Here is a 26,275-nt window from a genome sequence, read left to right on the forward strand (position 1 = left end):
AATTGAAATGAAAATAAGCATTTGTGCCAAATGAGTGCACAGTCTGATAGTGAAAAATTTACGCCTGAGGTGTAAAAAAAACCTGAGCAAAAATCACTCAGGTTTTTTTATTTCTGCATTCTTTAAAGGAATAAAACAGACTTACATGTTCTTGCATTCAGTCTTTTTGCCTTGCATACGGCATTCGGTCATCAATTTACCGCGTTTGTTCCAGGCCTGCACTTTCCAGCTATGCTGTTCACGCTCCATGACCATGAAGCCGACTTCATTTGAATTGCTGAAGTAGTCGAGTCTGGCTTCTGTGTATGGCGTGGAGTTCGCCGCCAGTGGTGTGGGCAAGGGGGTGTCCAAAGAAGAACCACCATTACCCGCTACAAATTGCACGGGATGATCTGTACTGAAAGTCAAAGCCTCGAACAAATGTACATGGCCAGCCAGCGTCGCCTGCACCTTGGATGGAAACAGTCGTGTGGTATTCAGAGTCTGCATGATGTCTTGCATGGCGAGATTACCAGGAAAGATATTCAGTGGCCCGTCTTTTTTACGTTCCGCAGCAAACGCCAATACAGGATGGTGATCAATAAAGATATTGAAATCTGCACTTTCTGCCAGCGTGTTGACGGCCTTGAACTGATCCATATAAAACTGGTAGGCAGCATCGGTTTTTGCCAGTGGCTTGATAGGTACTTTGGCAGAGTCAAAGACGATGAGTTGCGCCTGTTCGCTGCCCACGCGTCCCAAAGGTACGGCATAAGGGTCGCTGTAATCGCCACGCAAATCATCTTTATCGAGTACACAATCACGGCCTGCCTGCAAAGGACGCGGGTCCATGAGACGCCACCAGCCCTGGCCTGCGCGCACACAGGTTTCATGGTTGCCGCGCACGACTACCCAGGGTGCCGCTTTTAACAATGCAGTGGCAGGGGAAAAGAAATCTGCCTGCCAGGTATCCCAGCCATAACCCCAGGGGCTGCCTGCGCATTCCTTGTTACCTTCGGGGCAGGCATTTTCGCGGTAGTGATAATCACCAACATGTACGACCAGATCAGGCTTGAAGCGCGCCGCCGTTTCCACCATTTCACGGAAAGCCCATTTCTCGCTGTCATTGCAAGACTGGAAGTAATTGTCGGCCACTTTCAAACGGCAACCTGTATCGCCAATGACGATGATTTTCTGCGCCACTGGCTTGGGGAGGGGCAAATCACGGCCTGCAACGCTTGCTGTTTTGGTGCTTGTCAGCAAGGGCGCTTCGCAGACCAGCACAGGGAAGGAAGATGGCTTGCTGTCTTCCGGTTTGCTGGCCGTCTTGCGCAAAGGCAGAGTGTCTGTCCCTGCCCTGAGACTCATGCTTGCAGCATTGCCATCCTGCATCAGGGCCGGACATGTAGTATCTGTCGTAATGGCTCTGGCGATGGCTTGCCCGTTTTCACCAATAACAACCCAGGCAGTTTGCAACTTACTGGCTTGTTCACTTTGTATGGTAACGCTGCTGCATGCGACCAGCAGGCTGCTGATTGCCACCGCACTTATCAGGCGCAGCTTGGGTATCGCGTGAAAATCCATTTTTCCCTCTCTATTTATTTTAATCCTAATGCCTCATATGCCAGCCTCTTAAAATCAAAAGAGAACGGATGCCAGAAACTCATTAATCTTTGCGTCATCAATACCCCGGCAACATTATGGCGAGGAGATATCCACCAATGGGTACCGGCAATGCCGCCCCATTCAAACTCACCTGTCCCAGCTGGTGGATCTATTGATGAAGGCCGCAGAGTGACCGCTCCCCCAAAACCAAAACCCTTGCCCGGTACATCTCCCACTCCGGGAAAAGCAATGCCTGTACCAGCAGGCAAATGGTTTTGCATCATCAGTTTGATAGTCTCAGGCCTGAGCAAAGTATCGCCATCCGGCATGAAGCTGCGCATCAATGCCAGCATGTCCTGCATGCTTGATACCAGGCCACCGCCGCCGGACAGTCGTGCCACCGACGTTGTGAAAGCCCCGGGATAAGGTGATTTGTCCAGCTTGCGCAAGCCACGCTGCAAGATATTTTGCGGATCGGTTCCAGCATAGTAAGAGGCCAGCCTGTCCAGTTTGTGTTCAGGCACAACAAAGCTGGTGTCGTGCATGGCCAGGGGGTTCAAGATGCGCAATTGCAGGAAACGGTCAAAGCTCATGCCACTGACTACTTCGACCAACCGCGCCAATACGTCAGTCGCTATCGAATATTCCCAGGCTTCGCCGGGATGAAAACTCAGTGGCAATTCTGCCAGCACATCCATCATCTCGGCCAGACTGGTAAAGGCATTCATGACCCGCTTTTCGTTGTAGGCCTTGTACATGACAGTGCCATGATCGAGCAGGCCATAACTTAAACCGGCAGTATGGTTCAGCAAATGTCTGATGGTAATCTTGCTGCGCGCTGGCTCGGTATCATTGATGTCAGTCGCTCCAGGTTTGAGTACCCGCAGGTGCGCCAGTTGCGGCAGAAATTCTTCTGCAGGCTGGTCGAGTTCCAGTTTGCCATCTTCCATCAGCAGCAAAACTGCTATTGAGGTAATCAGCTTGGTATTGGAAAACACCCGGAACAAATGATCATCCCGCATGGGCGTCCGGCTTTCGCGGTCTGCCCATCCTGTGCAGTGCTGATGCACCAACTCGCGCCCGACCAGCACGGCTGTCGAGACACCGGACAGAATTTGCCTGTCCACATATTTTTGCATCGCGGCGTTAACCGGGCTGAAGCTGTAAGTCATTTGCTGAATGCTGAAAGCGATAAAGCATACATATTAGCGCAAGGACTTAACTCAACATATATTGCCAGCTAAAGAACACCATCAGCCCGACGATGATAGTCGCCAGTTGATGCCTGGTCACCGCACACAGCAAGGCTGCTACAGTTGCTGCCACCAGTTGCGGATTGCGCCAGCTCAATTCCAGATCCTTGCCATGCGGTGACAAGATCATGGGAACGATGATGGCTGTCAGCACCGTCACTGGCACAAACTCCAGCGCCTTTTTCAGGTTACCGGAAAATGCCACACGGTCACCGAGAATGAAAATCAGCACCTTGACCAGAAAGGTGATGATGGCCATGCCCAGGATAGTCAAAGTGATATTCATGCCTGCTCCACTACGATTTGTTTTTCTTTATTGTCTTGTTTACTAAAGCGCGACACCAGCATGCCAGTCGCCACCCCAAAGGCAATCGCCACCAGCAAACCCAGCTTGTAAGGCAAGTGCTGCAAGGCGTAGGCAGTGCTGCCAGCGACAATGGCCGCCAGCAAATGCGGGCGCTTGAACAATTGCGGCACGACTATCGCAATGAAAGTTGCCACCATGGCAAAGTCCAGGCCCAGGGTCTGCAATTGCGGGAATATCGCCCCGAACATCAGGCCTATCAGCGTCCAGACTTGCCAGTTGGCGTACATGGACAAGCCAGAACCCAGGAAATACCAGTGCCCCAATGCGTTGTCTGGATGCTGGCGGTAATAGCGGTCAACCACGGCAAAGGTTTCATCGGTCAGCAAAAACCCCAGCCCCCAGCGCCAGCGCCTTGGCAAATGGCGGACATGCGGCATGAGGGCGGCCGCATACAGCATGTGACGCAAATTAACGATAAAAGTCGCCAGCCAGATCACCAGCATGCCAGTGTGGCTGGCAATGAGGCCAGTAGCAATGAACTGGCTGGACCCGGCGAACACTGCCAGCGACATCAACTGCCCCTGCCAGGCTTGCATTTGTGCCGTGGCGACCAGGGTGCCAAAGATCATGCCGAAAGGGGCGGCACCGACCAGCATGGGGACGGTGTCGCGGATGCCAGCGGTGAAGTGCTTCATTCTTGTGCTTGAGGGCATGGGGTGATTCCATATTGCGGATGGCGATTGAATGGGATCTTGCCTGCTAATTGGGGAGTGGGCTTGTACGTTCTTGCGGTTTGGGGGCGTTATTTGAAATAAAGAATTTACTTATGCACCTTACCTGGCTGAAAGTAAATTAAATGACTCTAAATGCTAGTTACGTCATTCCAGCGTGTTTTTGGCTGGAATCCACCAGGCTGGCGCTCCAGTGGTGTTCGCTGCACGTCGTGACGTGCATTAACTTCAAGTTCGTTTTATTTATGCATCTTTCCTATTACCGGCACACATCATTTGAGATTGCAGGCCGGGGGTAGCCCGGCAGCTACTCACTTTTCTTGTCTCGCCAAGAAAAGTAAGCCAAAGAAGGCGACCGAGGCGTCGTTGCCCCCTGAAGGGGGTTCCCTTTGCTGCAAGTCAAAAAATGGGAAATGCCCAAAACTCGCCTGCGGCTCAAACAACGGTCATTTCTTAATCCATTTTCTGCCTCGCAGCAAAGGCATCGACACATCGGAACTACAAACGTCAAAAGCAACAACAACCCCAACGTCAACCTATGTGTCAAATAGCTATAGGTAAAGTAAATCTATCATTGGCCTTGATAATTTCAAACCCGCCATCTCCCCGGAGCAACCCCAAACGCCTTCTTAAAATGCCGCGTGAAATGACTCTGGTCCGCAAACCCGGTCATTGCCGCAATATCAGTCACCGACAAATTCTGCCGCAGCAGACTCTGCGCACGGTTCAGCCTCAGTTGATTACGCCAGGCATGTGGCGGCATGCCAGTCGTGCGGGAGAACAAACGGGCTGCGTAGAAACTGGACAGGCCTACCTCTTGCGCCAGCTCGGTCAGGCTGATGGCGGCGCTGAGTTCTTCGCTAAGTCGGGATTTCATGATTTCTACCCTGGCTGCATCAGGCAGAACGGTTTGTACAGCCGGACGCGTGCGGGCGTAGCGCGACAGCATCAGGGCAAAGCCTGCGGTCAGAGCGTTTTCGGCTGCGAGCGGATCGCTACCCGCTTCCAGCAAACGGTGTGCAAAGGCAAGTTGGGCAGAGACTTCAGCATCCTCAATGACTCCATCCGGCAACCAGGGGACGCCGACGGCGCTGCCTGCCATGTCGCTGGCTAGCTGCTGCATCCAGTCTACCGACGGATAAAAAGCGCGGTAAGCCCAACCATGCTCGGTTGCCCTTTCACCTGTATGCACTTCGCCGGGATTGATGGCAGCGATGCAACCAACTGAGGCCAGGCAGCGGCTGCCGCGATAGCGATAGGTTTGTGCGCCAGACTGTATGACGGGGATGGAAAAGCTCTCATGCCAGTGCGGGGCAAACTCTTGCGCGAAATATTCAGCCGTCAGCAACTCAGCATCCGGCAGCAGCGGGCTGCGCCAGAAATGGGCGTCGTCACGGAAGGTGGCTGGTTTGTCCATGCAGGAAGAAATGCTGTAAAGGTCTGATTATTAAGGGCTATTCTATACTTAGTCAGTTAATCGTACATTCAGCCGCACAATACATTTGCCTGAAAACAATTCGTTCACAAAATTTTGTATGCGAGGTTTTTGCTGATGCTGGAAAACAACGCAAACAGGCGCAGGAAAAAATTTACATGATTTCTGTAGATTTTAAATTGCATGGGCAATTTTCATCTTGCACCAAATGACAAATAGATTTTGAATTTGCGCTGAGCAGCCACTTATAATGTCAGGCAAATGTCCAGCATGTCGCCTGCGTGATGTGCAGCCAGGGGCTTACTCCCTAGTCTAGTGGACTGTAACAGTGGAAATCGAGAGCGAAGGACATGTGCCCGGCGAATCAGGGCAAGACGCAAAGCGGAGAGATAGCGGGGCTATCGCGAGCATTTGCAACACAGCCATGATCGTCGCGCATGTGGCAAGCACTCCGATTTCCACTGTTACAGTTCACTAAAATTTCAACCACCGGATGGAAAGGTCAAAGTGACTTCTGCTGCTTCACCCATATTGCCCAGGCTGGAACTGACCGACATCTGTAAACGCTATCCGGCAGTCGTTGCCAATGATGGCGTCAGGCTGCAGGTGGCACCGGGTGAAATCCATGCGGTGCTGGGTGAGAATGGCGCGGGCAAATCAACGCTGATGAAAATCATCTTTGGTGCCGTCAAGCCAGATTCAGGCACGGTGCGCTGGAATGGCCAGGAAGTCAGAGTAGCGACACCGCAGGATGCGCGCAAGCTGGGCATTGCCATGGTGTTCCAGCATTTCTCCCTGTTTGATACCCTGACCGTGGCCGAGAACATCGCTCTGGGTCTGGACCAGAATGTGAATATGCTGGAGCTGGCCGAACAGATCGCCAGGACCGGTGAAAACTATGGCCTGGAACTGGAACCACACCGCCATGTGCATACCTTGTCAGTTGGTGAGAGACAGCGCGTGGAAATCGTGCGCGCCCTGCTGACCAAACCGCAATTGCTGATCCTTGATGAGCCAACCTCGGTACTGACACCGCAAGCAGTACAAAAACTGTTTGTCACTTTGCGCAAGATTGCATCCGAGGGCTGCAGCATCTTGTATATCAGCCACAAGCTAGATGAAATCCGTGAACTCTGCCATAGTGCCACCGTCATGCGTGCGGGCAAGGTCACCGGGCATTGCGACCCGGCGCAGGAAACTGCTGCCAGCCTGTCGCGCATGATGATAGGTGAGGACTTGCCACCATCTGCCCATACCGAGCCAGTCACCCTGGGTGAATCGCGTTTGCTGATCAGGCAATTGAGCCTGCCCAAGGCACATGCCTTTGCTACGGCACTCGAAGATATACAGCTGGAATTGTTTGGTGGAGAAATCGTAGGCATCGCCGGTGTATCCGGCAATGGTCAGCAAGAACTGCTGGCTGCATTATCTGGTGAGGACAGACGTGCAGCACCACAGATGATAGAACTCAAAGGTAAACCAGTAGGCAACCGTGGCCCTGAGAGCAGGCGCAAACTGGGCCAGAGCCTGGTGCCGGAAGAAAGACTGGGCCGTGGTGCAGTGCCGGAAATGAGCCTGACTGCCAATATGCTGTTGTCGCACCAGCACGCGCCCTTCGTCAACAAGGGCATGATCAATTTTCGTCATACGATACAGGCGGCAGCGGATATCATCGCCCGCTTCCGCGTCAAGGCGGGTGGGCCTGCGGCACTGGCGCGCAGCCTGTCGGGTGGCAATCTGCAAAAGTTTATCGTGGGTCGTGAAATCACGCGCCAGCCTGATGTCTTCATCGTCGCCCAGCCAACCTGGGGCGTGGATGTGGGTGCGGCAGCGCAAATCCATGATGAGATACGCAAGCTCAAGCAGGCTGGTTGTGCCGTGCTGGTGATCTCGGAAGAACTCGATGAATTGTTTGAATTATGTGATCGCATGCATGTGATCGCCAAAGGCCGCTTGTCACCATCGATAGCAACAGCCAGCGCGACCAGGGAAAAGATAGGATTGTGGATGAGTGGTTTGTGGGAAGAATGGACAACGGCAGAAACCGTGTCCCTCGGTAAAACCGGTGGCAGCCGCAAAAAAAGAACCGCGCGGGGTGAGCATGCTTAAGCTGGAATTGCGTGCCGCCAGCTCGCGTAGCATGGCTTATCTTTCTCCTGTGCTGGCTTTATTGCTGACCATCTTTTTCGGTGTTCTGTTATTCATGGCACTGGGCAAAAACCCCTGGACTGGCTTGCAGGTATTTTTGATAGAGCCGATACGCAACAAAGCCGCCATCGCCGAATTATTATTGAAGACCACGCCACTGGTCTTATGCGCGCTGGGGCTGTCGGTCTGTTACCGCGCCAATGTCTGGAACATCGGTGCTGAAGGTCAATTGATTGCCGGTGGTCTGGCCGCGGGCAGCACCATATTGTTTTTTGATACCGGCACGCCAGGTTTATCGGGTGGCATGGTTTTGTTGCTGGCAACTTGCGCGGGCGTGATCGGTGGCGCCTTGTGGGCATCCATCACTGCCTTGCTGCGTGACCGCTTCAATGCCAATGAGATTCTGGTATCACTAATGCTGACCTATATCGCGCAATTGCTGCTGATGTATGCCGTCAATGGCCCGCTGAAAGACCCGCATGGCATGAATTTTCCGCAGTCCAAGGTGTTTTCCAGTGATTACCTGTTGCCGCACCTGTTTTCGGGCAGCCGCCTGCATATTGGCTTTATCGTCATGCTGGTCGCCAGTGGCTTGATGGCCGTGTTTGTGTATCGCAGCTTTGCTGGTTACCGCTTGACGGTAGGCGGTCTGGCACCGCTGGCGGCGCGCTATGCAGGCTTTTCCAGCCGCCGTGCCTTGTGGACTTCATTGCTGATATCCGGTGGTTTCGCTGGCATGGCGGGTGCTTTTGAAGTGGCCGGGCCGATAGGCCAGGTCTTGCCTTCCATCTCGCCGGGTTATGGTTTTGCCGCCATCATCGTGGCCTTCATTGGCCGCTTGAATCCCATAGGCACCATCTTTGGTGGCCTGGTGCTGTCGCTGTTTTACCTCGGCGGAGAAATGGCGCAATCGCGCCTGGGCCTGCCTTCTGCCATCACCGGTCTGTTCCAGGGCATGCTGTTGTTTTTGCTGCTGGCTTGCGACACCCTGATCAATTACCGCCTGCGTTGGCAGAAATAAGCGACCATGGAAAATTTTGCTGCACTTATCGCCGCCTCCATCAACTCCGGTACACCGCTACTGATAGCGGCTTTGGGCCTGCTGATCAATGAGCGTGCAGGCGTGCTCAATCTTGGTGCCGAAGGCATGATGCTGGTCGCTGCCATCACAGGTTTTGCCGTGGCCCACCAGACCCATATGCCCTGGCTGGGTTTTGTCGCTGGTGCAGTTGCCGGCATGTTGATGGCGACCCTGTTTGCCTGGCTGGCACTGGTGCTGGTGACCAACCAGGTGGCAACTGGTCTCGCCTTGTCCATCTTTGGTGCTGGCCTGTCGGCCTTCATAGGGCAGTCTTTCGTTGGCCAGTCCCTGCCTGCCGGGCCACATGGCATACCGTTTTTATCGGATATCCCCTTCCTCGGCAAAGCTCTGTTTGACCAGCATATGGCTGTGTATTTTGGTCTCTTGCTGTGCGGCGGCATTATCTGGTTCTTGTACCGCAGCCGCGCTGGCTTGGTGTTGCGAGCCGTGGGTGAATCACCAGAATCTGCCCATGCCCTAGGTTACCCTGTACGCAAGATACGTTACCTGGCATTGTTGTTTAGCGGTGCCTGCTGCGGCATCGCGGGCGCTTATCTGTCAGTCGTGTATACACCGATGTGGGTGGAAGGCCTGGTTGCAGGTCGCGGCTGGATCGCACTGGCATTAACAACCTTTGCTACCTGGCGTCCGGCACGGGTCTTGCTGGGTGCTTTACTGTTTGGCAGCGTGACGATACTGCAATTCCATTTCCAGGCGATAGGCATAGCCCTTCCATCGGAAATTTTATCCATGCTGCCGTATCTGGCGACGATTATCGTGCTGGTGCTAATCTCGCGTAACCCTGACTGGATACGCCTGAACATGCCAGCCTCACTGGGCAAGCCTTTCCGCCCGGGGTCTGCCTGAGTCTATTGATGCAATTTGCTGTGCGTTTTTTTGATTAACACTGAAAATCAAACCAAGGAAGCTATCCATGAAAATCTCTCGCAGAAAAACCCTGGCAGCCGCGCTGTCCCTGGCTATTGTCGGTCTTGCTGGCTGTGGCCAGAAAGAAGAAAGCAAATCCGCCAGCGCCAGTGCCGCAGCGCCTGCACCAGCCAGCAGCGCTGCAACGCCAGCGGCAGCCGCCGAGCCCTTGAAAGTCGGCTTCATCTATGTAGGCCCGGTAGGTGATGCAGGCTGGACTTATGCCCATGATGCTGGCCGCAAGGCAGTGGAAGCCAAGTTTGGTGACAAGGTTAAAACCACTTTTGTCGAGAACGTGCCAGAAAGCGCGGCAGATGCAGAACGCGTGATCCGTGACCTGGCCAATCAGGGTAACAAAGTCATCTTTGGCACCACCTTTGGTTATATGGAAGCCATGCTCAAAGTCGCCAAGGATTTTCCTGATGTGAAGTTTGAACACGCAACAGGCTACAAAACTGCCGACAATCTGGCGCAATATGATGTGCGCACTTATGAAGGCGCTTACCTCGCCGGTGTAGCTGCAGGCAAGCTGAGCAAGTCTGGCAAACTCGGCGTGGTTGGCTCCATCCCTATCCCTGAAGTGCTGCGCAATATCAACTCCTTCACGCTGGGTGCACGCTCAGTCAACCCCAAGGCCACCACCAAGGTAGTCTGGGTCAATAAATGGTTTGACCCAGGCAAGGAACGCGAAGCCGCCAGCACCCTGATAGGCCAGGGCGTGGACGTACTCATGCAAAACACTGACTCCGCCGCGGTCGTACAAACCGCCGAAGAAAAAGGCGTCTACGCGTTTGGCTGGGACAGTGACATGAGCAAGTTCGGCGCCAAAGCCCATGTGGCTGCATCCGTGATTGACTGGGGCGTGTACTACACCAAGCGCGTCGATGAAGTACTCAACAAAACATGGAAATCAGAAACCACCTGGTGGGGCCTGAAAGAAAACATGATAGACCTGAAGGCCTTTAACAGCAGCCTGTCAGACGAAGTCAAAAAACTCATCGCCGACAAACGCCAGGGCGTCATCGACGGCACAGGCCCGATCTGGAAAGGGCCGATCAAGGACAATACCGGTAAGGAAGTGCTGGGCAAGGATGCCGTGGCGGATGACAAGTTCCTGCATGACATCAAGTTTTATGTCGAGGGTGTTGAGGGGAAAGTGCCGGGTTGATGTAGGGCACTGTTCCCTTCAAGACCAAAGATACTGTGTTTCATTTAGAATGCGGCTCACAATTGTGGGCCGCATTTTTATAGTTGCTTGTTAAGACAGAGTTTTTAGAGGAAACAGTGAAAGAATCAATACCAGCAGGATGGACCGATGACATGAACATCGTCCTTCCAGAAAACAAAACTCTTGAAGAAGTCGTTACTCTAGTCATTTCAATGGGAATGAAGGGGGCCGACTATGAGCTTGTTCACGACGCACTTATCGAAGAGCTTGGTGTTTCATGTGACGACGCTGCTCTCGCATGGGATAGAGTTCATGGAGGCATAGTTCGCGCTTCAACAGGAAGAAGGGAGAACTGTCCAAATAAAACAAAAGACCCACTTGCATGGTTGAGTTTCCAGCAAGCGAGCAACGATATTTCTATTATTTCGTCGCTATACCCGCAATATGCCAAGCCAATTGTCGAGAAACCCCAATACGTTAAACCGGTTATTAACAAACTGGCATACGCTGATAGAACCGATGCGAAACCTTGGTGGAAGTTTTGGTAGTATCTTCAAATATGAAGCTTCTACGTGCTTGCGTTAAACCATCACCTTAGCCGAAGCCTCCGCCACTATCCTTCGTAACCACTGCACCTCCGCCGCCGCATGCGCACGTTCATGCCAGAGCATGAAGAACTTCATCTTGGGTACTGTGACCGGCATGGGCAAGACTTCTATCGGCCAGTCCCTGGCGCATTGCACGGCGAAGCTGCGACTGGTGGTGAAGATGAGGTCGGTGCGTGAGAGTACGTAAGGGACCATGCCAAAGTAGGGGATGGTCATCTGTATCTTGCGTTTCAGCCCCTGCTCTGCGAGTGCGGTGTCGATGATGCTGCGGTGGCCCATCATGTAGGGCGTGGGGGCCAGGTGGGCCATTTCCAGATAGTATTTGATCGACAAACCCTTGCTGACGACCGGGTGTTTGCGATTCACCATGCACACTACTTCATCTTCAAACAATTGCGCCAGATGCAGGTGGGGTGGCAGGTCAGGCCAGTTGCCGATGACGCAATCGAGTTCGCCACTTTCCAGCCCGGCAGCATAATCAAAACCGGCATTCAGGGCATGCACGGTCAAACCGGCATTGGGGGCCTGTTCGCGCAGTTTTTCTATGATGAGTGGGATCAGCAGGGCGCTCAGGTAATCCGGTGCACCGAGGTGGAAAATGCGCTGGGTTGAGGCAGGCATGAAAGCCGGGGCCGGGCTGGCGATGCTTTCCAGCACATTCAAACCCTGGCGGGCCAGCAACAATAGTTCTTCACCGCGCTCAGTCGCGGTCATGCCGTTCTTGCCGCGCACCAGAATGGCATCCCCCGTGATTTCACGCAGGCGTTTCAGCATATTGCTGATGGCGGGTTGCGATTGCCCCAGCTTCATGGCGGTGCGGGTGACGCTGCGCTCAGTTAGCAGAGTATGCAGGACACGCAAGAGATTGGTGTCCAGCTGATCCATCAAACGCTGGCTCATGCTGTGGCCCCAGACAGTGAAAGAGGCAATACATCCCCATCAACAAATACCAGCATCTGGCCAGATGCACATTGTGTCCAGCTTTCATTGGTGGTCAGGGGTTCGGTGACGATGATCGCAACCTTGTCGGCAGGCGTGGTCACCTGGGAAAAATCCACAGCCACGTCTTCATCCGTCAAGGCGGCGGTACTGAAGGGATGCTGGCGCACGATGTAGTACAGCTTGGTCGAACAGTGAGTGAACAAGGCTTCGCCATTCGAGAGCATCATATTGAAAGTGCCATAGCTGGCGATTTCTGCCGTAATTTCATGCATGAATTGCGCCATTTGTTGCACGGATGGCAATTGCTCGCCAAAGTGACGGCGCATACGTTGCAGCAGGTAACAGAATGCCCGCTCACTGTCGGTATTGCCAACCGGCTGGAAACTGCCATCCAGCACAGGGGCAAATTCCTTCAGATCGCCATTATGGGCAAATACCCAGTAACGGCCCCAGCATTCACGCACGAAGGGGTGACAGTTTTCCAGGCTGACCTGGCCCTGGGTAGCCTTGCGTATGTGGGCAATGACATTCTTGGATTTGATGGGATAACGTTTGATGAGCTCAGCCACTGGCGAGTCAACCGCTGACTGGTGATCAACAAACAGGCGTACGCCGCTGCCTTCAAAGAAAGCGATACCCCAGCCGTCCTTGTGCTCGTCAGTCAAACCGCCGCGTGTTGCAAACCCGGTAAAACTGAAAACGATATCAGTCGGGGTATTGCAGTTCATTCCTAGTAATTGACACATGATGCATATAGTGAAAACAGTTTGCACATACCTTACCATAGGCAAACCCGCTTATTATTCCCATCTATATAAGATTTTGAAGTTTGCTTATGTTATTTGCGGACAGCTTTGATGGCAAAACAACGGTCAGCAGCATAAGCAGGCAATATCAGCTGGGAAAAATGCCGCTTTAAAGATGCCAGTGGTAAATGTTTTACATTTTGACCGTAGACTAAGCCCATATTGAGGCAGATAATCTGAACATGGCCTGAAATCAGGCTGATAAAGGAATAATCATGCAAAATTTCAGCACCGATGCCTTATTGCTGGCAGTACCTGAATTAAAGGATGTTGCGCCCAAACACTACCCTGAACTGGTGTTACTGGCAGCGCAGAAAACATTCAAGACACGCAAGCCATTCTGGCGTGAATTCATGACAGCTTTGACAATATTCGCAGCAATTTATCTGTCGAACCGCATCGCTGCCCCAGACTCGATATGGATTAGCTGCGTGCTGACTGTCGGCCTGGCCCTTGTTTCCATGTTTGCAATTGACCTGGTGTACTTCCGCAAGTTAAAGCCAGCGATTATTGACAGACTTGCCAAGATCAAGCTTGGCACGAAAGAATAAGTAAAGTAAGCGCAGCTCGGATCCACGGTCTTCAGTCTCAGATCTTAAGGTTCGTGTTTCAGGTTTTTATGGCAAACACTTTTTGAAATTCACGCTTGCCCTTGCTGGTCAGTGCCAGTGCCCGGCTGTCAAGGTCACGCTCCAGCCAGGCGCGGTTTAGCAGCAAATTCAATAAAGCCGCCCCCAAAGCACCGCCCAGATGCGGTGTGCGCTCACTCCAGTCCAGGCATGAACAGGCAAAACGCCGCCTGGCCTTGCGGGTATTGGCGATATCCAGACCCAGTTCTTCCAGTGCCTTGCTGCCTGCGCTTGTCAATTCATAGGCGGTTTCTTCACCTTCCACAGGCCTGATCCAGGCTTGCTGCATCAGATAATCATGCACTCCCACTGCCACTTCACCCGCCATATGGTCATAGCAGGTACGCGCCTTGCGCAGGCGGTCTGGGGTATTGGGTACGAATCGTGACTTGGGCAAACCGGCGATCAGCAGCAAGGATTCCAGCGCAATCGCGACTTCATTGCTGGCGAGCTGGTAATAACGGTGCTTGCCCTGCGCCACCACATTCACCAGATGCTGTTCCAGCAGTTTGCTTAAGTGCACGCTGGCAGTGGAGGGGCTGACCTCGGCCACGACAGCCAGCTCGGTGCTGGTGCGGGCACGTCCATCCATCAGGCTGCACAGCATGCGGGCGCGTGCGGGCTCGGCAATGGCACCTGCCAGTTTGGCTAATTGGGTATCGGCGTATTCTATATTGGTGGAATTTTCTGCATTCATAGTTTGATGGTAGACGAATTGTTCAATGCAGACAAGTCCTATACTGCATTTCAATACTTAGTCACCAAACTTAGCATCAAGCCTGCCATGACACAGAAAATCTCTATCCTGAATGGCCCTTGCCATCCAGACCCTTACCCATATTACGCCAGCCTGCGTGAAGGGCCAGCTCTGGTTTTTGATACCGAACTCAAATGCTGGATAGCCAGCCGTGCCGAAGTCGTGCAACAAGTGCTGGAATCACCCGCTTGCACCGTCAGGCCAGTTACAGAACCCGTGCCGCGTAATATTGCGGGGGGATCAGCGGGGGAAGTTTTTTCACATCTGATACGCATGAATGAAGGCCAGAAACACGCCCTGCCCAGGCAAATTATACAAAGCTCACTGCGCAAACTGGATTTGTCTGACATCACCGCATATACGCAGCAACATGCCACTCAACTCATGCGCAAATATGATGTAAGGACAGGAAACGGGCTGACACAATATCTGTTCGACCTGCCTGTTCATGTCATGGGCAGTGTATTGGGATTTGAAGAAGATACCTTGCCCGCCCTGGCAAACTGGATGGCAGATTTCGTGCGCTGCCTTTCCCCCTTGAGCACAGCAGAACAAATTGATGCGGCGCATGTGGCAGCACAGGCTTTGCAAAACAGCTTCCGCCAGTTGCTACAAGACAGCCAGGCAAAACAGTATGGATTTTTGGCAGGCTTGCAAAGTGAAGCCACTCAACTTGGCTGGCAACATGCTGATGCCATCTTGTCCAACCTGATAGGCTTGCTGTCACAAACATATGAGGCCACTGCTGGGCTGGCAGGCAATAGTCTCGTTGCTCTGCAAACTCATCCTGACACACTGAAGATCATGCGTGAAGGTCGTGCAGAGTTGCCACAAAAATTGCGTGAACTGGTAGCAGAAGTCGCCCGCTATGATGCGCCAGTACAAAACACCAGACGCTTCGTCAACCAGACTTGCGAAATTGCTGGTCAACACCTGCAAGCAGGTGATGTCATCGTCGTCTTGCTCGCCGCTGCCAATCGTGATGTGGCGGCAAATGCTGCCCCTGACATTCTGCAACTGGAGAGAGCAGACAGAAAAGTGTTCACCTTCGGCCATGGTCGCCACACCTGCCCTGGCCAAGACATTGCAGAGCGCATCACAGCCGCTTGCCTGTCTCACTTGCTGAGCGCACCTGCATTTGATTTTGCTGCTCTACGCTGGACTTACAGACCTTCGTTGAATGGCCGCATCCCGGTATTTACCCACAACATACAAAACAAGGAGGGCGCATGATAGCCGTGATTTTTGAAGTCATACCGCATGCAGAAAACAAGCAGGAATACCTGGATATCGCAGCAGGGCTTGCGCCTCTGCTTAGGGAGATGGATGGTTTTATTTCCATAGAACGTTTTCAAAGCCTGGTCGATCCTGCAAAGATTTTATCGCTGTCATTCTGGCGCGATGAAGCCGCAGTCGCCGACTGGCGCAATACCGAAGAACACCGGGCGGCGCAGTCGCAAGGACGCGGTCATATCTTTGCAGGCTATCGTTTGCGCATCGCATCGGTAGTACGTGACTATGGTTTGTTGGAGCGTGAGCAGGCCCCCACAGATAGCCGTCAGGTGCACGGCTAATTCAATTAAGTGCACCCCAGATTGATGACGTAGTATCCCGCCAAACCAGAAACAATTTTTATATCAATAGGGCTTACGCAAAATCGTCCCAGCAAGGCGTCAGCGACGAAGACAGTACTTTAGTACGCGGCTCCTAGGAGAGGAGCTGCAACGCAGCTGTGGCGGTTTTTCGGAAGTCCTAATCAAGAGAGAATATCAACATGTCTGAACTACAGCTCTACCTGAATACACATTTCCTGAACAAAGCACAATTCGCAGCAGCCTGTGCTATTTCTGAAGCAGAATTAAATGACTTGCTGGCTGCACACATACTGCCTGGCCCTTCTTATGTGGTCTCAGAAAAAGCCATCATCAACTCTGCTGTATTTGGTGAGTCAGATGCCGCCGATACAGTTGCTGGTGAATATTTTCGTGCCTGTCATACGGTCTGGTGCGACAGGGCAAGACAGTTGGTGGCAGAACACGGATGGGCAGCAGCACCAGAACTGATGAAGCAGGAATTTTTGCGTGACTATATCGCTGCGCTGACAGAATTGAATACCAGTACATGGCACCTGCAAGACTGCTTTGCAGCGGATGGCACGGTAAACATAGCGGGACTGACGGAAAATGCAGGGCTTCACTGGAAGCATTTTTTGCTCGGCACCTTTGGTATCTGTACCGCCAATCCAGTCTCTGCAAGCGAGATTGCATGCAAAGGTGTTTTACAAGAAAAGCTTAGCCACCTGACAGCCAATGGCAGCAGAACTGATTTCAGTGCAACGGAAGCAAGGGACATCTTGCCGGTAGTTGATGCCTTTGCTGAAGTAGTCATGTGGTTTTCACCGGCAGAATATGCACGCTCGAGTCGCAAGCGCCTCGTCGATGATATACGACCACGCCTGCAGGCTGCCATGGCGGCGTAAGTCTGCATAGCGACCAGGGTAGTTTTCTTCAATACACAACAAGCGTGGCCCGGTATAAGTCTGTCTGCCGACTCACTTATACGGACCACGCTTATGCTCACTCTCAACTTCAACCTCTATCTCTCCATGGCTGCCTTTGCGCTGGCCGCATCCATTTCACCTGGCCCTGTGAATATTGTGGCTTTGCGCTCAGGCACGCAATATGGCTTTCGTGCCAGCCTGGCCCATGTCAGCGGCGCGACCATAGGGTTTACCGTCTTGTTATTCCTGACTGGACTGGGCCTGCATGAGCTGTTGATCATCATGCCAGCACTGACAAAAATCATACAATGGGCGGGAGTCGCTTTTTTGCTGTTCCTGACTTACAAGCTGGCTGTCGATAATGGACAACTGGAAGTCGATGAAAATGGCAAGGGGCCATCTGCCTGGTATGGTGCGCTCATGCAATGGCTTAATCCCAAAGCATGGCTGGCATCCATTGCAGGTATGGGCGCTTATGCAGCGAATGGTGACACCAGCATGGTGTGGCACTTCACCATCATCTATTTCTTCATCTGCTATGCGTCGATAGCCGCCTGGGCATATGCAGGCACAGCCTTGCGTCAGCTCTTTAAAAAGCCCGCGCTGATGCGTGCCTTTAACCGCAGCCTGGCGGTGATGTTATTGATCAGCGCTGTTTATCTGGTGCTGAGCTGACGCGCATTCTCAAGCCTGATATTGTCCGGGTGTTGCCGCCAGCAGGCGTTTGAAGACACGCTGGAAATGCGCCTGATCAGCAAAGCCTGCTTCCAGTGCCGCATCGGCAATTGAGGCACCTTGTCTCAATTTTTCTTGCGCATATTGCACACGGCGATTAATGAGATAGGCATGCGGAGTCATATCATATTGCTTCCTGAAAGCGCGGAATAAATAGGAAGCGGACAAACCTGCATGGGCAGAAATATCATCCAGGCTCAGGTCTCGTGTGCAGTGCTCATGGATAAAATCAGCAGCCAGTTTGAGTCTGGCATTTTCCAGATGCAGTTCTGCCGGAGCAGATTGCAGGTGCTTGTGTAATTCAGAAAAATACTGGATCAAGCAGCCCTGTTTGTTGAGGAGTTCAGTTTCAGGATCTATCAGGGTTTGATATAAATCGAGCAGGCCTTGATACAAGAGAACATTGTCAGACACTGCACTGGTATAAGCATGAAATTCCGGCTCTTTCAATTGTCCCAATTCAGCCTGCAAAGCTGCCAGCCATGTGGCATCAAGGTACAACATGCAAAATGACCAGGGCAAATCATCGACAGGCTTACAGATATGCACCTGCCCCGGATTGATGATCACCAGCTTGCCTGCTTGCACATGATACTGCGTACCAGCCACGACAAAATTGCTCGCACCCGCAGTAATGGCACCTATGCTGAAAGTCTCGTGTGCATGCTTGTCATAACTGGCTGAACGGCCCTCTGCCAGATAGCGCACCTCAATAAACGGCAGCCTGTCATCGCGCCAGAAGCGCGGGACAGTATCTGCCAGAGTCTTGAGTTGCGCCATATTTTATGCAGGGGTTTATTTACCGATACAAAACCGCGAGAAAATCACACCGAGTAAATCATCGGATGTAAATTCACCAGTGATGCTGTTCAAACGGTCTTGTGTCAAACGCAGTTCTTCAGCAAACAAATCCAGCGACTGATCATTTTGCGCCGCATATTCAGCAGCATTTTGCAGATGTTCATGCGCATGCTTGAGAGCGATGAGATGACGTTCGCGTGCCAGGTAAAGTGACTCACCTGTTTGCTCCCAACCGGCAATGCGCAGCAATTCCTTGCGCAGCAGATCTATACCTATGTGTTCATGTGCGGACAGATAAATATGCGTCGCATCGGACATTTCATCGACGCTGGCATGATGGCCGGATAAATCGATCTTGTTCCAGATACGTATGACCGGCACGCCTTCAGGGAAGCGGGCGACGATGGCATCGTCAGCGCGGGTCGGGCCACGGCTGGCGTCGAGCAGGTGCAGGATGACATCGGCTTTATCCACTTCTGCCCATGTGCGTTCTATGCCTATGCGCTCTACTGTATCGATGGTATTGGCGACCTGGCCTTCTTCGGGCTCGTCATGTTCATGGCGTATGCCAGCGGTGTCGATGATATTGAGGGGTATGCCTTCGATGTGAATGGTCTCGGTCACCTTGTCGCGGGTAGTACCGGCGATGGGGGTAACGATGGCCACGTCATCGCCAGCCAGTACATTCAACAGCGATGATTTGCCGACATTGGGCTGGCCTGCCAGTACCACATTCAAACCAGCTCGCAACAAGGCCCCCTGTGCTGCCTGCTCAAACACTTTTTGCAAGGCCGTTTGTATCGTCGCCAACTGGCCGCGGGCATTGGATTTTTCGAGAAAGTCGATTTCTTCTTCAGGGAAATCCAGCGTCGCTTCCACCAGCATGCGCAGGTGCACGACTTTTTCTACCAGTGCATGAATCACTTTGGAAAAAGCGCCGGACAGCGATTGTGATGCCGATTTGGCAGCGGCCTCGGTCGAGGCTTCGATCAAATCTGAAACGGCTTCAGCCTGTGCCAGATCAAGCTTGTCATTCAGAAAAGCACGCTGGGTGAATTCACCCGGTTCAGCCAGCCGCAAACCCGCATCCTTGCCCGCTTCCAGGCAGCGCGACAGCAGCATTTGCATGACCACAGGGCCGCCATGGCCTTGCAGTTCCAGCACATCTTCACCGGTGTAAGAATGGGGAGCCTTGAAATAAATGGCGATACCCTGGTCGATGACGGTCCCATCTGCCTGGGTAAATGGCAGGTAACTGGCATGACGTGGCTTGAATTGGGTATTACCAAACAGGGCAGTGACGACAGGCGCAAGGTCCTTGCCGGAAATGCGTACTACACCTATGCCACCACGTCCGGGGGCGGTGGCAATGGCAGCGATGGGAATGGGTTCGTAGATCATGTTGAAATTCTATCTGTGCTTGCACTCTATGGGTGCAAATTAGTCTGTGGTGTTGTGACGGAAATGCGACAGGGCAGATACCAAGAATATCTACTCCCGTAGATTGGGCCGGGCCTCGCTAGGCTACCAACACTGGGCCTCAATAGACGGTATACGTTATTTAAACGCCGAGTGTTGGGCTGGTAAATCGTAGCCCAACCTACATGTTAGGACGCAAATGCGGCAAAGTTTTGCTCAACAAATTACCTCATAAAAAAAAGCCCGCAAGCAAACTTGCGGGCTTTCTCATTTGCTCAATTTTTAAGCTCTATCTTCAAGCCTGATGCTTAAACCTTATGCTCAGGCGGGATCAGCTTGTTATTGATGACCCATTGCTGTGCAATCGACAAGATATTGTTGACTACCCAATACAATACCAGGCCGGATGGGAAGAAGAAGAACATGACCGAGAATGCCAGTGGCATGAACATCATCATCTTCGCCTGCATAGGATCGGCCGGGGCCGGGTTCAGCTTGGTCGTGATATACATGGAAATAGCATAAATCACAGGCAGGATATACCAGGGGTCAGGTGAAGTCAGATCGGTGATCCAGCCCACCCATGGTGCGCCGCGCATTTCCACGCTGGCTTGCAAGACCCAGTACAGTGCCAAAAAGATAGGCATCTGGATAAGGATAGGGAAGCAGCCACCGAGAGGATTGATTTTCTCGGTTTTGTACAATTCCATCATGGCCTGGTTCATTTTTTGCGGATCGTTTTTGAAACGCTCACGCACGGCCTGCATCTTCGGTGTCACAACCTTCATTTTTGCCATGCTGCGATAACCGGCAGCCGACAAGGGGAACAAAGCCAGTTTGATGGCGATCGTGAAGACCACGATAGTCCAGCCCCAGTTACCCAGCATTTTGTGGATTTGTTCCATGACCCAGAACAGCGGCTTGGCGATGATGGTCAATACGCCATAGTCTTTGACCAGCTCAAAGCCAGGAGCAATTGCTTCCAGCTTGGCAGATTCTTGCGGGCCGGAATACAGATGTGCATTCATGCTCACTGTTGCACCAGGTGCCACTGTACCCATAGGCAAGACATTACCAACTGCGTACAGGTTGGTATCAACCTGTTTTGTGAAAATTTCACGCTTGGTCTTGTCTTGCGGGATGAAAGAAGACACAAAGAAATGCTGCAACATCGCTATCCAGCCATTGTCTGATTCTTTGGCATGGCCATCAGTACCCTTGGCGATTTTTTCAAAATCCAGTTTCTGGAATTTTTCTGCTTCTGTATACACAGCTGGTGCGTAGAATTCACCACTACCAGAGAACATGCCGCCGCTTTCAGGCTTTGTGCCGTCATGCAGCAATTGCAGGTACAGGGAAGGCTTGATCGCTGCTGCGCTGGTATTGGTCACATCATGACGCACATCGATCAGGTACTCACCTTTTTTGAAGGTGTAAGTCTTGGTCAGTTTGACGCCGCCTTGTTCCGCTTCCAGCACCAGTTGTACCTGGTTGCCGCCTTCCAGGGTACGTACACCTGGTTTGGCAATAAAGCCGGACTTGTGGTTAGGGAAGGCACCGCCCAGCAAACCTGTCTGCGCCAGATAGGTACGTTTGGCCGACTGATCAAACAAGACCACATTTTTTGTATGGTCAGTGTCATTTTTATGCTTGAGCAATTCCAGTTTTTTCAGCTCGCCACCGATGGTATCAATATCCGCCTTGATGACATCAGTAGTAATGGTAATGGTTTCGCTCTTGATGACAGGGGCTGCAACTGCATCAGTGCCAGCAGTTGCTGCGGCGCTTGCAACAGCACTGGCGCTACCCGCTGCGCTGGCGGCATTCGCAGTCGCGCTGGCAGAAGCTGATGCACTGGCCACTTTGGGTGGCGGCGGAGCAAATATAGACGGCTTGCCGCTATATACACCCCAGCCATTCCAGAGCATGATCAGCGAGAAAGAGAAAATTACCCACAGGACGGTACGTTTGATATCCATTTGTGTATGTCAGGAAAGGGGAGAAGAATGTCCAGTGTGCTTGCCATCATGGCAGCACTGGGCAGATGTGGGGGCGGTTTGCGATTTTTCACTAGCGGGTGGCACATGATCGACGCCACCGGGGTGCCAGGGATGACATTTGCACAAGCGTTTGCCTGCCAGCAAGCTACCCTTGGCGGCACCGTGTATCTTGATGGCCTCTGCCGCATATTCAGAGCAACTGGGATAAAAACGACAGTTCTGCCCCAACATGGGACTAATTGCCAGTTTATAAAATCTGAGCAACAGGAGCAGCAGGGTTTTCATCTCAAATGCCCTAAGGTTGACTTACCGGCAGTTTGGTACCCGCCAATGCGCAAGCCGGTGCAGCGAACAGACGCAGGATTTCCGCCCTGAGCTCACGCTTGAGCTGGGCGGTCGTCGCCGGCCCCGCCTTGCTGTTAACAGGGCGGGACAGCCTTACTATGCAATCCACGTTCAGCAATGCAGCATGCCGGAAAATCTCGCGGGTGACGCGCTTGATGGTATTGCGCGTCACGGCACGTGGCGCAAAACGCTTGGCGGCCACCACACCCAGCCTGGCATGCGGCAAATCATTGGTTCGGGTATACAGCACAAAATGCGCCGTCTTTTGCACGGGGCGCAAACGAAAAACGGATGAAAACTCATCCGTTTTAACGATGCGCCTGACGCGGGCAAAATCTGCGCCGCCGACACCTGCCTGAACTGACTCAGTTATATTATTGATCATGCGAATTCAGCAAGGCTGCGCAGATCAACGAACTGATAATCAAGCTGCCAGGCGTTTACGGCCTTTGGCGCGACGTGCGTTCAGAACAGCGCGGCCACCGCGGGTTGCCATGCGTGCGCGGAAACCGTGGGTGCGCTTGCGGCGAACGACGGAAGGTTGGTAAGTACGTTTCATGTTGGTCTCGCTAATTGAGCAATAAAAAAAATCGGAATTACGGATAAAGGCTGTCTTGGGTGCGACTTCGGCTTGCACATTTTCGTCAGGCCTTTCGCCTTTACTGCCCCAAAACCGCTGCTCATGGTGTTGCGCATCAATCCATCAAAAAACCGATAATTAAAGCCGCACCAATAAAAGAGGGGTAGGGAACCCTGAATTAGACACCATTTTTGCTTTGCGTGTCAATCACTTAGCGCAAAAATTAATCAATCAGGGCACATCCATTGGTGCAATGCAAAGAATAAATTTAAACCCAAACCTGTGGATAACTCGGTCAAGCGGGGTTAAAATAGCGGATTAGCGCGGCACCGTTTTATGTCTTTAAGACAACTCACCCAGCGATAGAGGCGCAAGTCTCTTGGTAACTCTTGCTAAAGTCTCGGCAAGATCGCACAGGTTAGAATTTAATTCGGCACCGCGCATTTGCATTTAATAATTAAAGTCATACATGGAAAATTTCTGGCAGGCCTGTTCTTCCCAACTTGAGCAAGAGCTTCCACCACAGCAATATAGCGCCTGGATCAAACCGCTAGTCCCGCTTGACTTTGAAAATGGCAAGCTGCGTATCGCTGCGCCTAACCGTTTCAAACTCGACTGGGTTAAGGCCCAGTTCGCCAGCCGCATCACCGACCTGGCTAACCAGTTCTGGGATGAGGATGTCGAAGTACAGTTCGTGCTTGACCCGCGTGGCAACAGAAAAACTGCTCCAGCAGCAGCCTCACCACGCCCGCAGGGTTTGAATGCCGACCTTGATGCCCAAGGCAGTGTGCCAGAAATGATGTCTGAACCCGCTGCGCCAGAAGTATCACCGCGCCGCGAGCAAAGCCGTATTAATTCTGACCTGACTTTTGACAGCTTCGTCACCGGTAAGGCCAACCAGCTGGCGCGCGCTGCCGCCATCCAGGTAGCCAATAATCCTGGTGTATCGTACAACCCATTATTCTTATATGGCGGCGTTGGTCTGGGTAAGACGCATTTGATCCACGCCATTGGTAACCAGATCCTGGTTGATAACCCGAATGCCAAGATACGCTATATCCACGCTGAACAATATGTACGCGACGTAGTGACCGCTTACCAACGCAAGGGTTTTGATGAATTCAAGCGCTATTACCATTCGCTGGATTTGTTGCTGATCGATGATATTCAATTCTTTGGCGGCAAGAGCCGTACGCAGGAAGAATTCTTTTACGCCTTTGAAGCCCTGATTGCAGCCAAGAAGCAAATCATCATCACCAGTGATACTTATCCCAAAGAAATCACCGGCATGGATGACCGCCTGATTTCGCGTTTTGACTCTGGCCTGACAGTGGCGATTGAACCACCAGAGCTGGAAATGCGCGTAGCGATCTTGCTCAAGAAAGCCCATTCAGAAGGCGTCAATATTTCTGATGACGTCGCCTTCTTCGTCGCCAAGCACCTACGCTCTAATGTGCGTGAACTCGAAGGTGCCTTGCGCAAGATTTTGGCTTACTCACGCTTCCATGGTAAAGAAATCACCATCGACGTGGTGAAAGAAGCCCTGAAGGATTTGCTGTCGGTACAGAACCGCCAGATTTCCGTAGAGAACATTCAGAAGACAGTCGCTGACTTTTTCAACATCAAAGTCGCCGACATGTATTCAAAAAAACGTCCGGCCAATATCGCCAGACCGCGTCAGATTGCGATGTACCTGGCCAAGGAACTTACGCAAAAGAGCCTGCCAGAAATCGGCGAACTCTTCGGCGGCCGCGACCACACCACGGTCTTGCACGCCGTACGCAAGATCACTGCAGACCGCACCAAGAACCCCGAATGCAATCATGAATTGCATGTATTAGAGCAAACGCTCAAGGGTTAATGGCCGGGATGTTGTAGGATGTGCAAGTTGGAATGGTTTTGTGTGTAGTTACAGGTAAGAAATATTTATAGGGTGCGTCATGCACACCACGGCGTTAAACCAGCTAAAACGGTGCGCACGGCGCAACCTATGGGTTGGCAAGGGTTTTGCTCTGAAATCAGCGATACGCGTAAGCGTCAAACGCCACGGGATTCCAGCCTGCGCTGGAATGACAGTTTTAAGGGCACGGCTCGACTTGAAGCAGCAAGCTGTTTAAAACTGCACGAACAGTATTAACGTCATCCCAGCGAAGGCTGGGATCCATCTGCGCAAGAGCCGTTTGCGCGGAGCGATGAACAAGTTTGTAGGGTGCGCCATGCGCACCAAAGTAACAAGCAAGACAGCAGTAAATATGTGAAGCAGTTTATAAAAAATAGTAAGAGATAATTTAAGTTCCTTGTCACCATAATTTAGTGAGGATATTCAAATGCAATTGGTTAAAACCCACCGGGACACCCTGCTCCGGCCTTTGCAAATTGTGAGTGGTATTGTCGAGCGTCGGCATACATTGCCGATTCTGGCCAATATCCTCATTCGCAAAGACGGTGAACAAGTGTCGTTCCTGTCGACAGACATAGAAGTGCAGATCACGACCAAGGCAGCCATCGGTTCTGGCGGCGACAGCATTGCCACGACAGTTGCGGCCCGCAAATTGCTGGATATTTTGCGCGCCCTGCCAGATGACAATGATGTGGTCCTCAAGCTTGAAAACAAAAAGATGAGCGTGCAGTCAGGCAAATCGCGCTTCTCTTTGCAAACCCTGGCGGCAGAAGAATTCCCTACCGTAGCCCAGGCCGAGCATTTCAATGCCAGCGTCAACTTGCCACAAAAAACCCTGAAGCACCTGTTCAACATGGTGCATTTCTCGATGGCGCAACAAGACATTCGTTATTACCTGAATGGCTTGCTGCTGGTCGTCGATGGCAAGAACGTCATTGCTGTCGCAACTGATGGTCACCGCCTGGCGTTTTGCCAGGTTGAAGTCGAGCAAGAATTCCCACGTCATGAAGTCATCATCCCGCGCAAAACCATCATCGAGATGCAGCGCCTGCTGGAAGACAAAGAAGACCCGGTACAAATCGACATCGCCAACAATCAGGTCAAACTGACTTTTGCCGATATCGAACTGATTTCCAAACTGGTCGAAGGCAAGTTCCCTGACTTTAACCGCGTCATCCCCAAAGGCTATAAAAACAGCTTCACTTTGGGCCGCGAACAATTGCTGCGTTCATTGCAGCGTGCTGCGATCATGACGTCTGACAAGTTCAAGGGCGTGCGTTGCGTCATCACCCCTGGCCTCATGCAGATATTGTCGACCAATGCCGACCAGGAAGAAGCGATAGAAGAAATCGAAATCGACTACGGTGGCGACAGCGTGGACATCGGCTTCAACGTCAGCTATTTGCTCGATGTATTGAATAACCTCAAATGCGACCAGATATCGGTTTCTTTGGGCGACTCCAATTCATCTGCACTGATCACTATCCCCGACAACACCGACTTTAAATATGTCGTCATGCCGATGCGGATATAAGTTGTAGATATCGACGGATGCCGTGGACATTATGTTCACGGCGATCTTAATACCGTCATTCCAGCGCAGGCTGGAATCCAGTGTC

The 26,275-nt window shown here is 52.2% G+C and carries 26 protein-coding genes; 12 read left to right on the top strand and 14 right to left on the bottom strand.

All coding sequences use genetic code 11. The features are described from left to right. Positions 1-141 precede the first annotated feature (141 nt). From AC3WQT_RS10810 to AC3WQT_RS10830, 5 genes are all read right to left on the bottom strand, one after another. Positions 142-1,563, bottom strand: coding sequence for a metallophosphoesterase family protein (locus AC3WQT_RS10810; RefSeq protein ID WP_492703881.1), 1,422 nt, complete (start codon positions 1,561-1,563; stop codon positions 142-144). A 14-nt stretch (positions 1,564-1,577) separates the two neighbouring features. Next, positions 1,578-2,756 carry a serine hydrolase domain-containing protein gene (locus AC3WQT_RS10815; RefSeq protein WP_492703882.1) on the bottom strand — a complete coding sequence of 393 codons (1,179 nt, stop codon included), beginning with the start codon at positions 2,754-2,756 and terminating at the stop codon, positions 1,578-1,580. 46 nt (positions 2,757-2,802) lie between these two features. Beyond that, positions 2,803-3,123, bottom strand: a complete 321-nt coding sequence (locus tag AC3WQT_RS10820) for an AzlD domain-containing protein (protein ID WP_492703883.1) — start codon at positions 3,121-3,123, stop codon at positions 2,803-2,805. Further along, positions 3,120-3,857: an AzlC family ABC transporter permease gene (locus AC3WQT_RS10825; RefSeq protein WP_492703884.1), complete on the bottom strand. Its 738-nt coding sequence runs from the start codon at positions 3,855-3,857 to the stop codon at positions 3,120-3,122. The genes AC3WQT_RS10820 and AC3WQT_RS10825 overlap by 4 nt, the downstream gene beginning before the upstream one ends. A 607-nt stretch (positions 3,858-4,464) precedes the next feature. Further along, a complete protein-coding gene (locus AC3WQT_RS10830; RefSeq protein WP_492703885.1) occupies positions 4,465-5,292 on the bottom strand; it encodes an AraC family transcriptional regulator in 828 nt (275 codons plus the stop codon). A gap of 525 nt (positions 5,293-5,817) precedes the next feature. Here AC3WQT_RS10830 and AC3WQT_RS10835 point away from each other — a divergent pair. From AC3WQT_RS10835 to AC3WQT_RS10855, 5 genes are all read left to right on the top strand, one after another. Then, positions 5,818-7,419 carry an ABC transporter ATP-binding protein gene (locus AC3WQT_RS10835; protein ID WP_492703886.1) on the top strand — a complete coding sequence of 534 codons (1,602 nt, stop codon included), beginning with the start codon at positions 5,818-5,820 and terminating at the stop codon, positions 7,417-7,419. Continuing rightward, positions 7,412-8,479 carry an ABC transporter permease gene (locus AC3WQT_RS10840; RefSeq protein WP_492703887.1) on the top strand — a complete coding sequence of 356 codons (1,068 nt, stop codon included), beginning with the start codon at positions 7,412-7,414 and terminating at the stop codon, positions 8,477-8,479. Before AC3WQT_RS10835 ends, AC3WQT_RS10840 begins: the two co-directional genes overlap by 8 nt. 6 nt (positions 8,480-8,485) lie before the next feature. Next, the gene (locus AC3WQT_RS10845) at positions 8,486-9,406 is read left to right on the top strand and encodes an ABC transporter permease (RefSeq protein ID WP_492703888.1); all 921 of its coding nucleotides are present in this window, start codon (positions 8,486-8,488) and stop codon (positions 9,404-9,406) included. A 67-nt stretch (positions 9,407-9,473) separates the two neighbouring features. Beyond that, positions 9,474-10,634 (top strand): BMP family ABC transporter substrate-binding protein, encoded by a 1,161-nt coding sequence (locus AC3WQT_RS10850; protein ID WP_492703889.1) that lies wholly within the window; start codon positions 9,474-9,476, stop codon positions 10,632-10,634. Between the two features lie 152 nt (positions 10,635-10,786). Continuing rightward, the gene (locus tag AC3WQT_RS10855; RefSeq protein ID WP_492703890.1) at positions 10,787-11,182 is read left to right on the top strand and encodes a hypothetical protein; all 396 of its coding nucleotides are present in this window, start codon (positions 10,787-10,789) and stop codon (positions 11,180-11,182) included. Between the two features lie 33 nt (positions 11,183-11,215). On the opposite strand, the gene AC3WQT_RS10860 is transcribed toward AC3WQT_RS10855, so the two are convergent. Together AC3WQT_RS10860 and AC3WQT_RS10865 are read right to left on the bottom strand one after the other, a co-directional pair. Next, the gene (locus AC3WQT_RS10860) at positions 11,216-12,142 is read right to left on the bottom strand and encodes a LysR family transcriptional regulator (protein ID WP_492703891.1); all 927 of its coding nucleotides are present in this window, start codon (positions 12,140-12,142) and stop codon (positions 11,216-11,218) included. Then, positions 12,139-12,930 (bottom strand): class II glutamine amidotransferase, encoded by a 792-nt coding sequence (locus AC3WQT_RS10865; protein ID WP_492703892.1) that lies wholly within the window; start codon positions 12,928-12,930, stop codon positions 12,139-12,141. Before AC3WQT_RS10865 ends, AC3WQT_RS10860 begins: the two co-directional genes overlap by 4 nt. Positions 12,931-13,205: 275 nt before the next feature. Between AC3WQT_RS10865 and AC3WQT_RS10870 the strand changes: the two genes are divergently transcribed. Next, a complete protein-coding gene (locus tag AC3WQT_RS10870) occupies positions 13,206-13,541 on the top strand; it encodes a hypothetical protein (RefSeq protein WP_492703893.1) in 336 nt (111 codons plus the stop codon). Positions 13,542-13,599: 58 nt separating this feature from the next. Here the strand turns inward: AC3WQT_RS10870 and AC3WQT_RS10875 are convergent, their stop codons facing one another. Continuing rightward, a complete protein-coding gene (locus AC3WQT_RS10875) occupies positions 13,600-14,316 on the bottom strand; it encodes an ArsR/SmtB family transcription factor (protein WP_492703894.1) in 717 nt (238 codons plus the stop codon). Positions 14,317-14,403: 87 nt separating this feature from the next. Between AC3WQT_RS10875 and AC3WQT_RS10880 the strand changes: the two genes are divergently transcribed. The 4 genes from AC3WQT_RS10880 (at position 14,404) to AC3WQT_RS10895 (ending at position 17,551) form a co-directional block, all read left to right on the top strand. Beyond that, positions 14,404-15,609, top strand: coding sequence for a cytochrome P450 (locus AC3WQT_RS10880; protein WP_492703895.1), 1,206 nt, complete (start codon positions 14,404-14,406; stop codon positions 15,607-15,609). After that, the gene (locus tag AC3WQT_RS10885) at positions 15,606-15,950 is read left to right on the top strand and encodes an antibiotic biosynthesis monooxygenase family protein (protein ID WP_492703896.1); all 345 of its coding nucleotides are present in this window, start codon (positions 15,606-15,608) and stop codon (positions 15,948-15,950) included. Before AC3WQT_RS10880 ends, AC3WQT_RS10885 begins: the two co-directional genes overlap by 4 nt. Positions 15,951-16,150: 200 nt before the next feature. Then, positions 16,151-16,855 carry a DUF6058 family natural product biosynthesis protein gene (locus tag AC3WQT_RS10890; protein WP_492703897.1) on the top strand — a complete coding sequence of 235 codons (705 nt, stop codon included), beginning with the start codon at positions 16,151-16,153 and terminating at the stop codon, positions 16,853-16,855. A gap of 93 nt (positions 16,856-16,948) precedes the next feature. Beyond that, positions 16,949-17,551 carry a LysE family translocator gene (locus tag AC3WQT_RS10895; protein ID WP_492703898.1) on the top strand — a complete coding sequence of 201 codons (603 nt, stop codon included), beginning with the start codon at positions 16,949-16,951 and terminating at the stop codon, positions 17,549-17,551. Positions 17,552-17,560: 9 nt separating this feature from the next. On the opposite strand, the gene AC3WQT_RS10900 is transcribed toward AC3WQT_RS10895, so the two are convergent. The 6 genes from AC3WQT_RS10900 to rpmH form a co-directional block, all read right to left on the bottom strand. Continuing rightward, positions 17,561-18,391, bottom strand: coding sequence for an AraC family transcriptional regulator (locus AC3WQT_RS10900; protein WP_492703899.1), 831 nt, complete (start codon positions 18,389-18,391; stop codon positions 17,561-17,563). A 15-nt stretch (positions 18,392-18,406) separates the two neighbouring features. Then, positions 18,407-19,813, bottom strand: coding sequence for a tRNA uridine-5-carboxymethylaminomethyl(34) synthesis GTPase MnmE (mnmE, locus tag AC3WQT_RS10905; RefSeq protein WP_492703900.1), 1,407 nt, complete (start codon positions 19,811-19,813; stop codon positions 18,407-18,409). A gap of 326 nt (positions 19,814-20,139) precedes the next feature. Then, positions 20,140-21,810 carry a membrane protein insertase YidC gene (yidC, locus tag AC3WQT_RS10910; protein ID WP_492703901.1) on the bottom strand — a complete coding sequence of 557 codons (1,671 nt, stop codon included), beginning with the start codon at positions 21,808-21,810 and terminating at the stop codon, positions 20,140-20,142. A gap of 9 nt (positions 21,811-21,819) precedes the next feature. Next, entirely contained in the window at positions 21,820-22,116 is a 297-nt protein-coding gene (yidD, locus tag AC3WQT_RS10915) for a membrane protein insertion efficiency factor YidD (protein ID WP_492703902.1), read from the bottom strand. A gap of 10 nt (positions 22,117-22,126) precedes the next feature. Then, entirely contained in the window at positions 22,127-22,561 is a 435-nt protein-coding gene (gene rnpA, locus AC3WQT_RS10920; protein WP_492703903.1) for a ribonuclease P protein component, read from the bottom strand. Positions 22,562-22,600: 39 nt separating this feature from the next. After that, positions 22,601-22,735: a 50S ribosomal protein L34 gene (gene rpmH, locus AC3WQT_RS10925; protein WP_061535510.1), complete on the bottom strand. Its 135-nt coding sequence runs from the start codon at positions 22,733-22,735 to the stop codon at positions 22,601-22,603. 490 nt (positions 22,736-23,225) lie between these two features. On the opposite strand from rpmH, the gene dnaA reads away from it, so the two are divergent. After that, positions 23,226-24,617 carry a chromosomal replication initiator protein DnaA gene (gene dnaA, locus AC3WQT_RS10930; protein ID WP_492703904.1) on the top strand — a complete coding sequence of 464 codons (1,392 nt, stop codon included), beginning with the start codon at positions 23,226-23,228 and terminating at the stop codon, positions 24,615-24,617. Between the two features lie 466 nt (positions 24,618-25,083). Then, positions 25,084-26,190, top strand: coding sequence for a DNA polymerase III subunit beta (gene dnaN, locus AC3WQT_RS10935; RefSeq protein WP_110254682.1), 1,107 nt, complete (start codon positions 25,084-25,086; stop codon positions 26,188-26,190). The last annotated feature ends 85 nt before the right edge of the window (positions 26,191-26,275 follow it).

The sequence above is a fragment of the Undibacterium sp. FW305-107 genome (assembly GCF_058788535.1).

What these genes read in the sequence shown, in the direction of transcription:
- AC3WQT_RS10810 (WP_492703881.1), bottom strand. Translation starts at nt 1,563, where the DNA reads ATGGATTTTCACGCGATACCCAAGCTGCGCCTGATAAGTGCGGTGGCA.
- AC3WQT_RS10815 (WP_492703882.1), bottom strand. Translation starts at nt 2,756, where the DNA reads ATGACTTACAGCTTCAGCCCGGTTAACGCCGCGATGCAAAAATATGTG.
- AC3WQT_RS10820 (WP_492703883.1), bottom strand. Translation starts at nt 3,123, where the DNA reads ATGAATATCACTTTGACTATCCTGGGCATGGCCATCATCACCTTTCTG.
- AC3WQT_RS10825 (WP_492703884.1), bottom strand. Translation starts at nt 3,857, where the DNA reads ATGCCCTCAAGCACAAGAATGAAGCACTTCACCGCTGGCATCCGCGAC.
- AC3WQT_RS10830 (WP_492703885.1), bottom strand. Translation starts at nt 5,292, where the DNA reads ATGGACAAACCAGCCACCTTCCGTGACGACGCCCATTTCTGGCGCAGC.
- AC3WQT_RS10840 (WP_492703887.1), top strand. Translation starts at nt 7,412, where the DNA reads ATGCTTAAGCTGGAATTGCGTGCCGCCAGCTCGCGTAGCATGGCTTAT.
- AC3WQT_RS10845 (WP_492703888.1), top strand. Translation starts at nt 8,486, where the DNA reads ATGGAAAATTTTGCTGCACTTATCGCCGCCTCCATCAACTCCGGTACA.
- AC3WQT_RS10850 (WP_492703889.1), top strand. Translation starts at nt 9,474, where the DNA reads ATGAAAATCTCTCGCAGAAAAACCCTGGCAGCCGCGCTGTCCCTGGCT.
- AC3WQT_RS10855 (WP_492703890.1), top strand. Translation starts at nt 10,787, where the DNA reads ATGAACATCGTCCTTCCAGAAAACAAAACTCTTGAAGAAGTCGTTACT.
- AC3WQT_RS10860 (WP_492703891.1), bottom strand. Translation starts at nt 12,142, where the DNA reads ATGAGCCAGCGTTTGATGGATCAGCTGGACACCAATCTCTTGCGTGTC.
- AC3WQT_RS10865 (WP_492703892.1), bottom strand. Translation starts at nt 12,930, where the DNA reads ATGTGTCAATTACTAGGAATGAACTGCAATACCCCGACTGATATCGTT.
- AC3WQT_RS10870 (WP_492703893.1), top strand. Translation starts at nt 13,206, where the DNA reads ATGCAAAATTTCAGCACCGATGCCTTATTGCTGGCAGTACCTGAATTA.
- AC3WQT_RS10875 (WP_492703894.1), bottom strand. Translation starts at nt 14,316, where the DNA reads ATGAATGCAGAAAATTCCACCAATATAGAATACGCCGATACCCAATTA.
- AC3WQT_RS10880 (WP_492703895.1), top strand. Translation starts at nt 14,404, where the DNA reads ATGACACAGAAAATCTCTATCCTGAATGGCCCTTGCCATCCAGACCCT.
- AC3WQT_RS10885 (WP_492703896.1), top strand. Translation starts at nt 15,606, where the DNA reads ATGATAGCCGTGATTTTTGAAGTCATACCGCATGCAGAAAACAAGCAG.
- AC3WQT_RS10890 (WP_492703897.1), top strand. Translation starts at nt 16,151, where the DNA reads ATGTCTGAACTACAGCTCTACCTGAATACACATTTCCTGAACAAAGCA.
- AC3WQT_RS10895 (WP_492703898.1), top strand. Translation starts at nt 16,949, where the DNA reads ATGCTCACTCTCAACTTCAACCTCTATCTCTCCATGGCTGCCTTTGCG.
- AC3WQT_RS10900 (WP_492703899.1), bottom strand. Translation starts at nt 18,391, where the DNA reads ATGGCGCAACTCAAGACTCTGGCAGATACTGTCCCGCGCTTCTGGCGC.
- mnmE (WP_492703900.1), bottom strand. Translation starts at nt 19,813, where the DNA reads ATGATCTACGAACCCATTCCCATCGCTGCCATTGCCACCGCCCCCGGA.
- yidC (WP_492703901.1), bottom strand. Translation starts at nt 21,810, where the DNA reads ATGGATATCAAACGTACCGTCCTGTGGGTAATTTTCTCTTTCTCGCTG.
- yidD (WP_492703902.1), bottom strand. Translation starts at nt 22,116, where the DNA reads ATGAAAACCCTGCTGCTCCTGTTGCTCAGATTTTATAAACTGGCAATT.
- rnpA (WP_492703903.1), bottom strand. Translation starts at nt 22,561, where the DNA reads ATGATCAATAATATAACTGAGTCAGTTCAGGCAGGTGTCGGCGGCGCA.
- rpmH (WP_061535510.1), bottom strand. Translation starts at nt 22,735, where the DNA reads ATGAAACGTACTTACCAACCTTCCGTCGTTCGCCGCAAGCGCACCCAC.
- dnaA (WP_492703904.1), top strand. Translation starts at nt 23,226, where the DNA reads ATGGAAAATTTCTGGCAGGCCTGTTCTTCCCAACTTGAGCAAGAGCTT.
- dnaN (WP_110254682.1), top strand. Translation starts at nt 25,084, where the DNA reads ATGCAATTGGTTAAAACCCACCGGGACACCCTGCTCCGGCCTTTGCAA.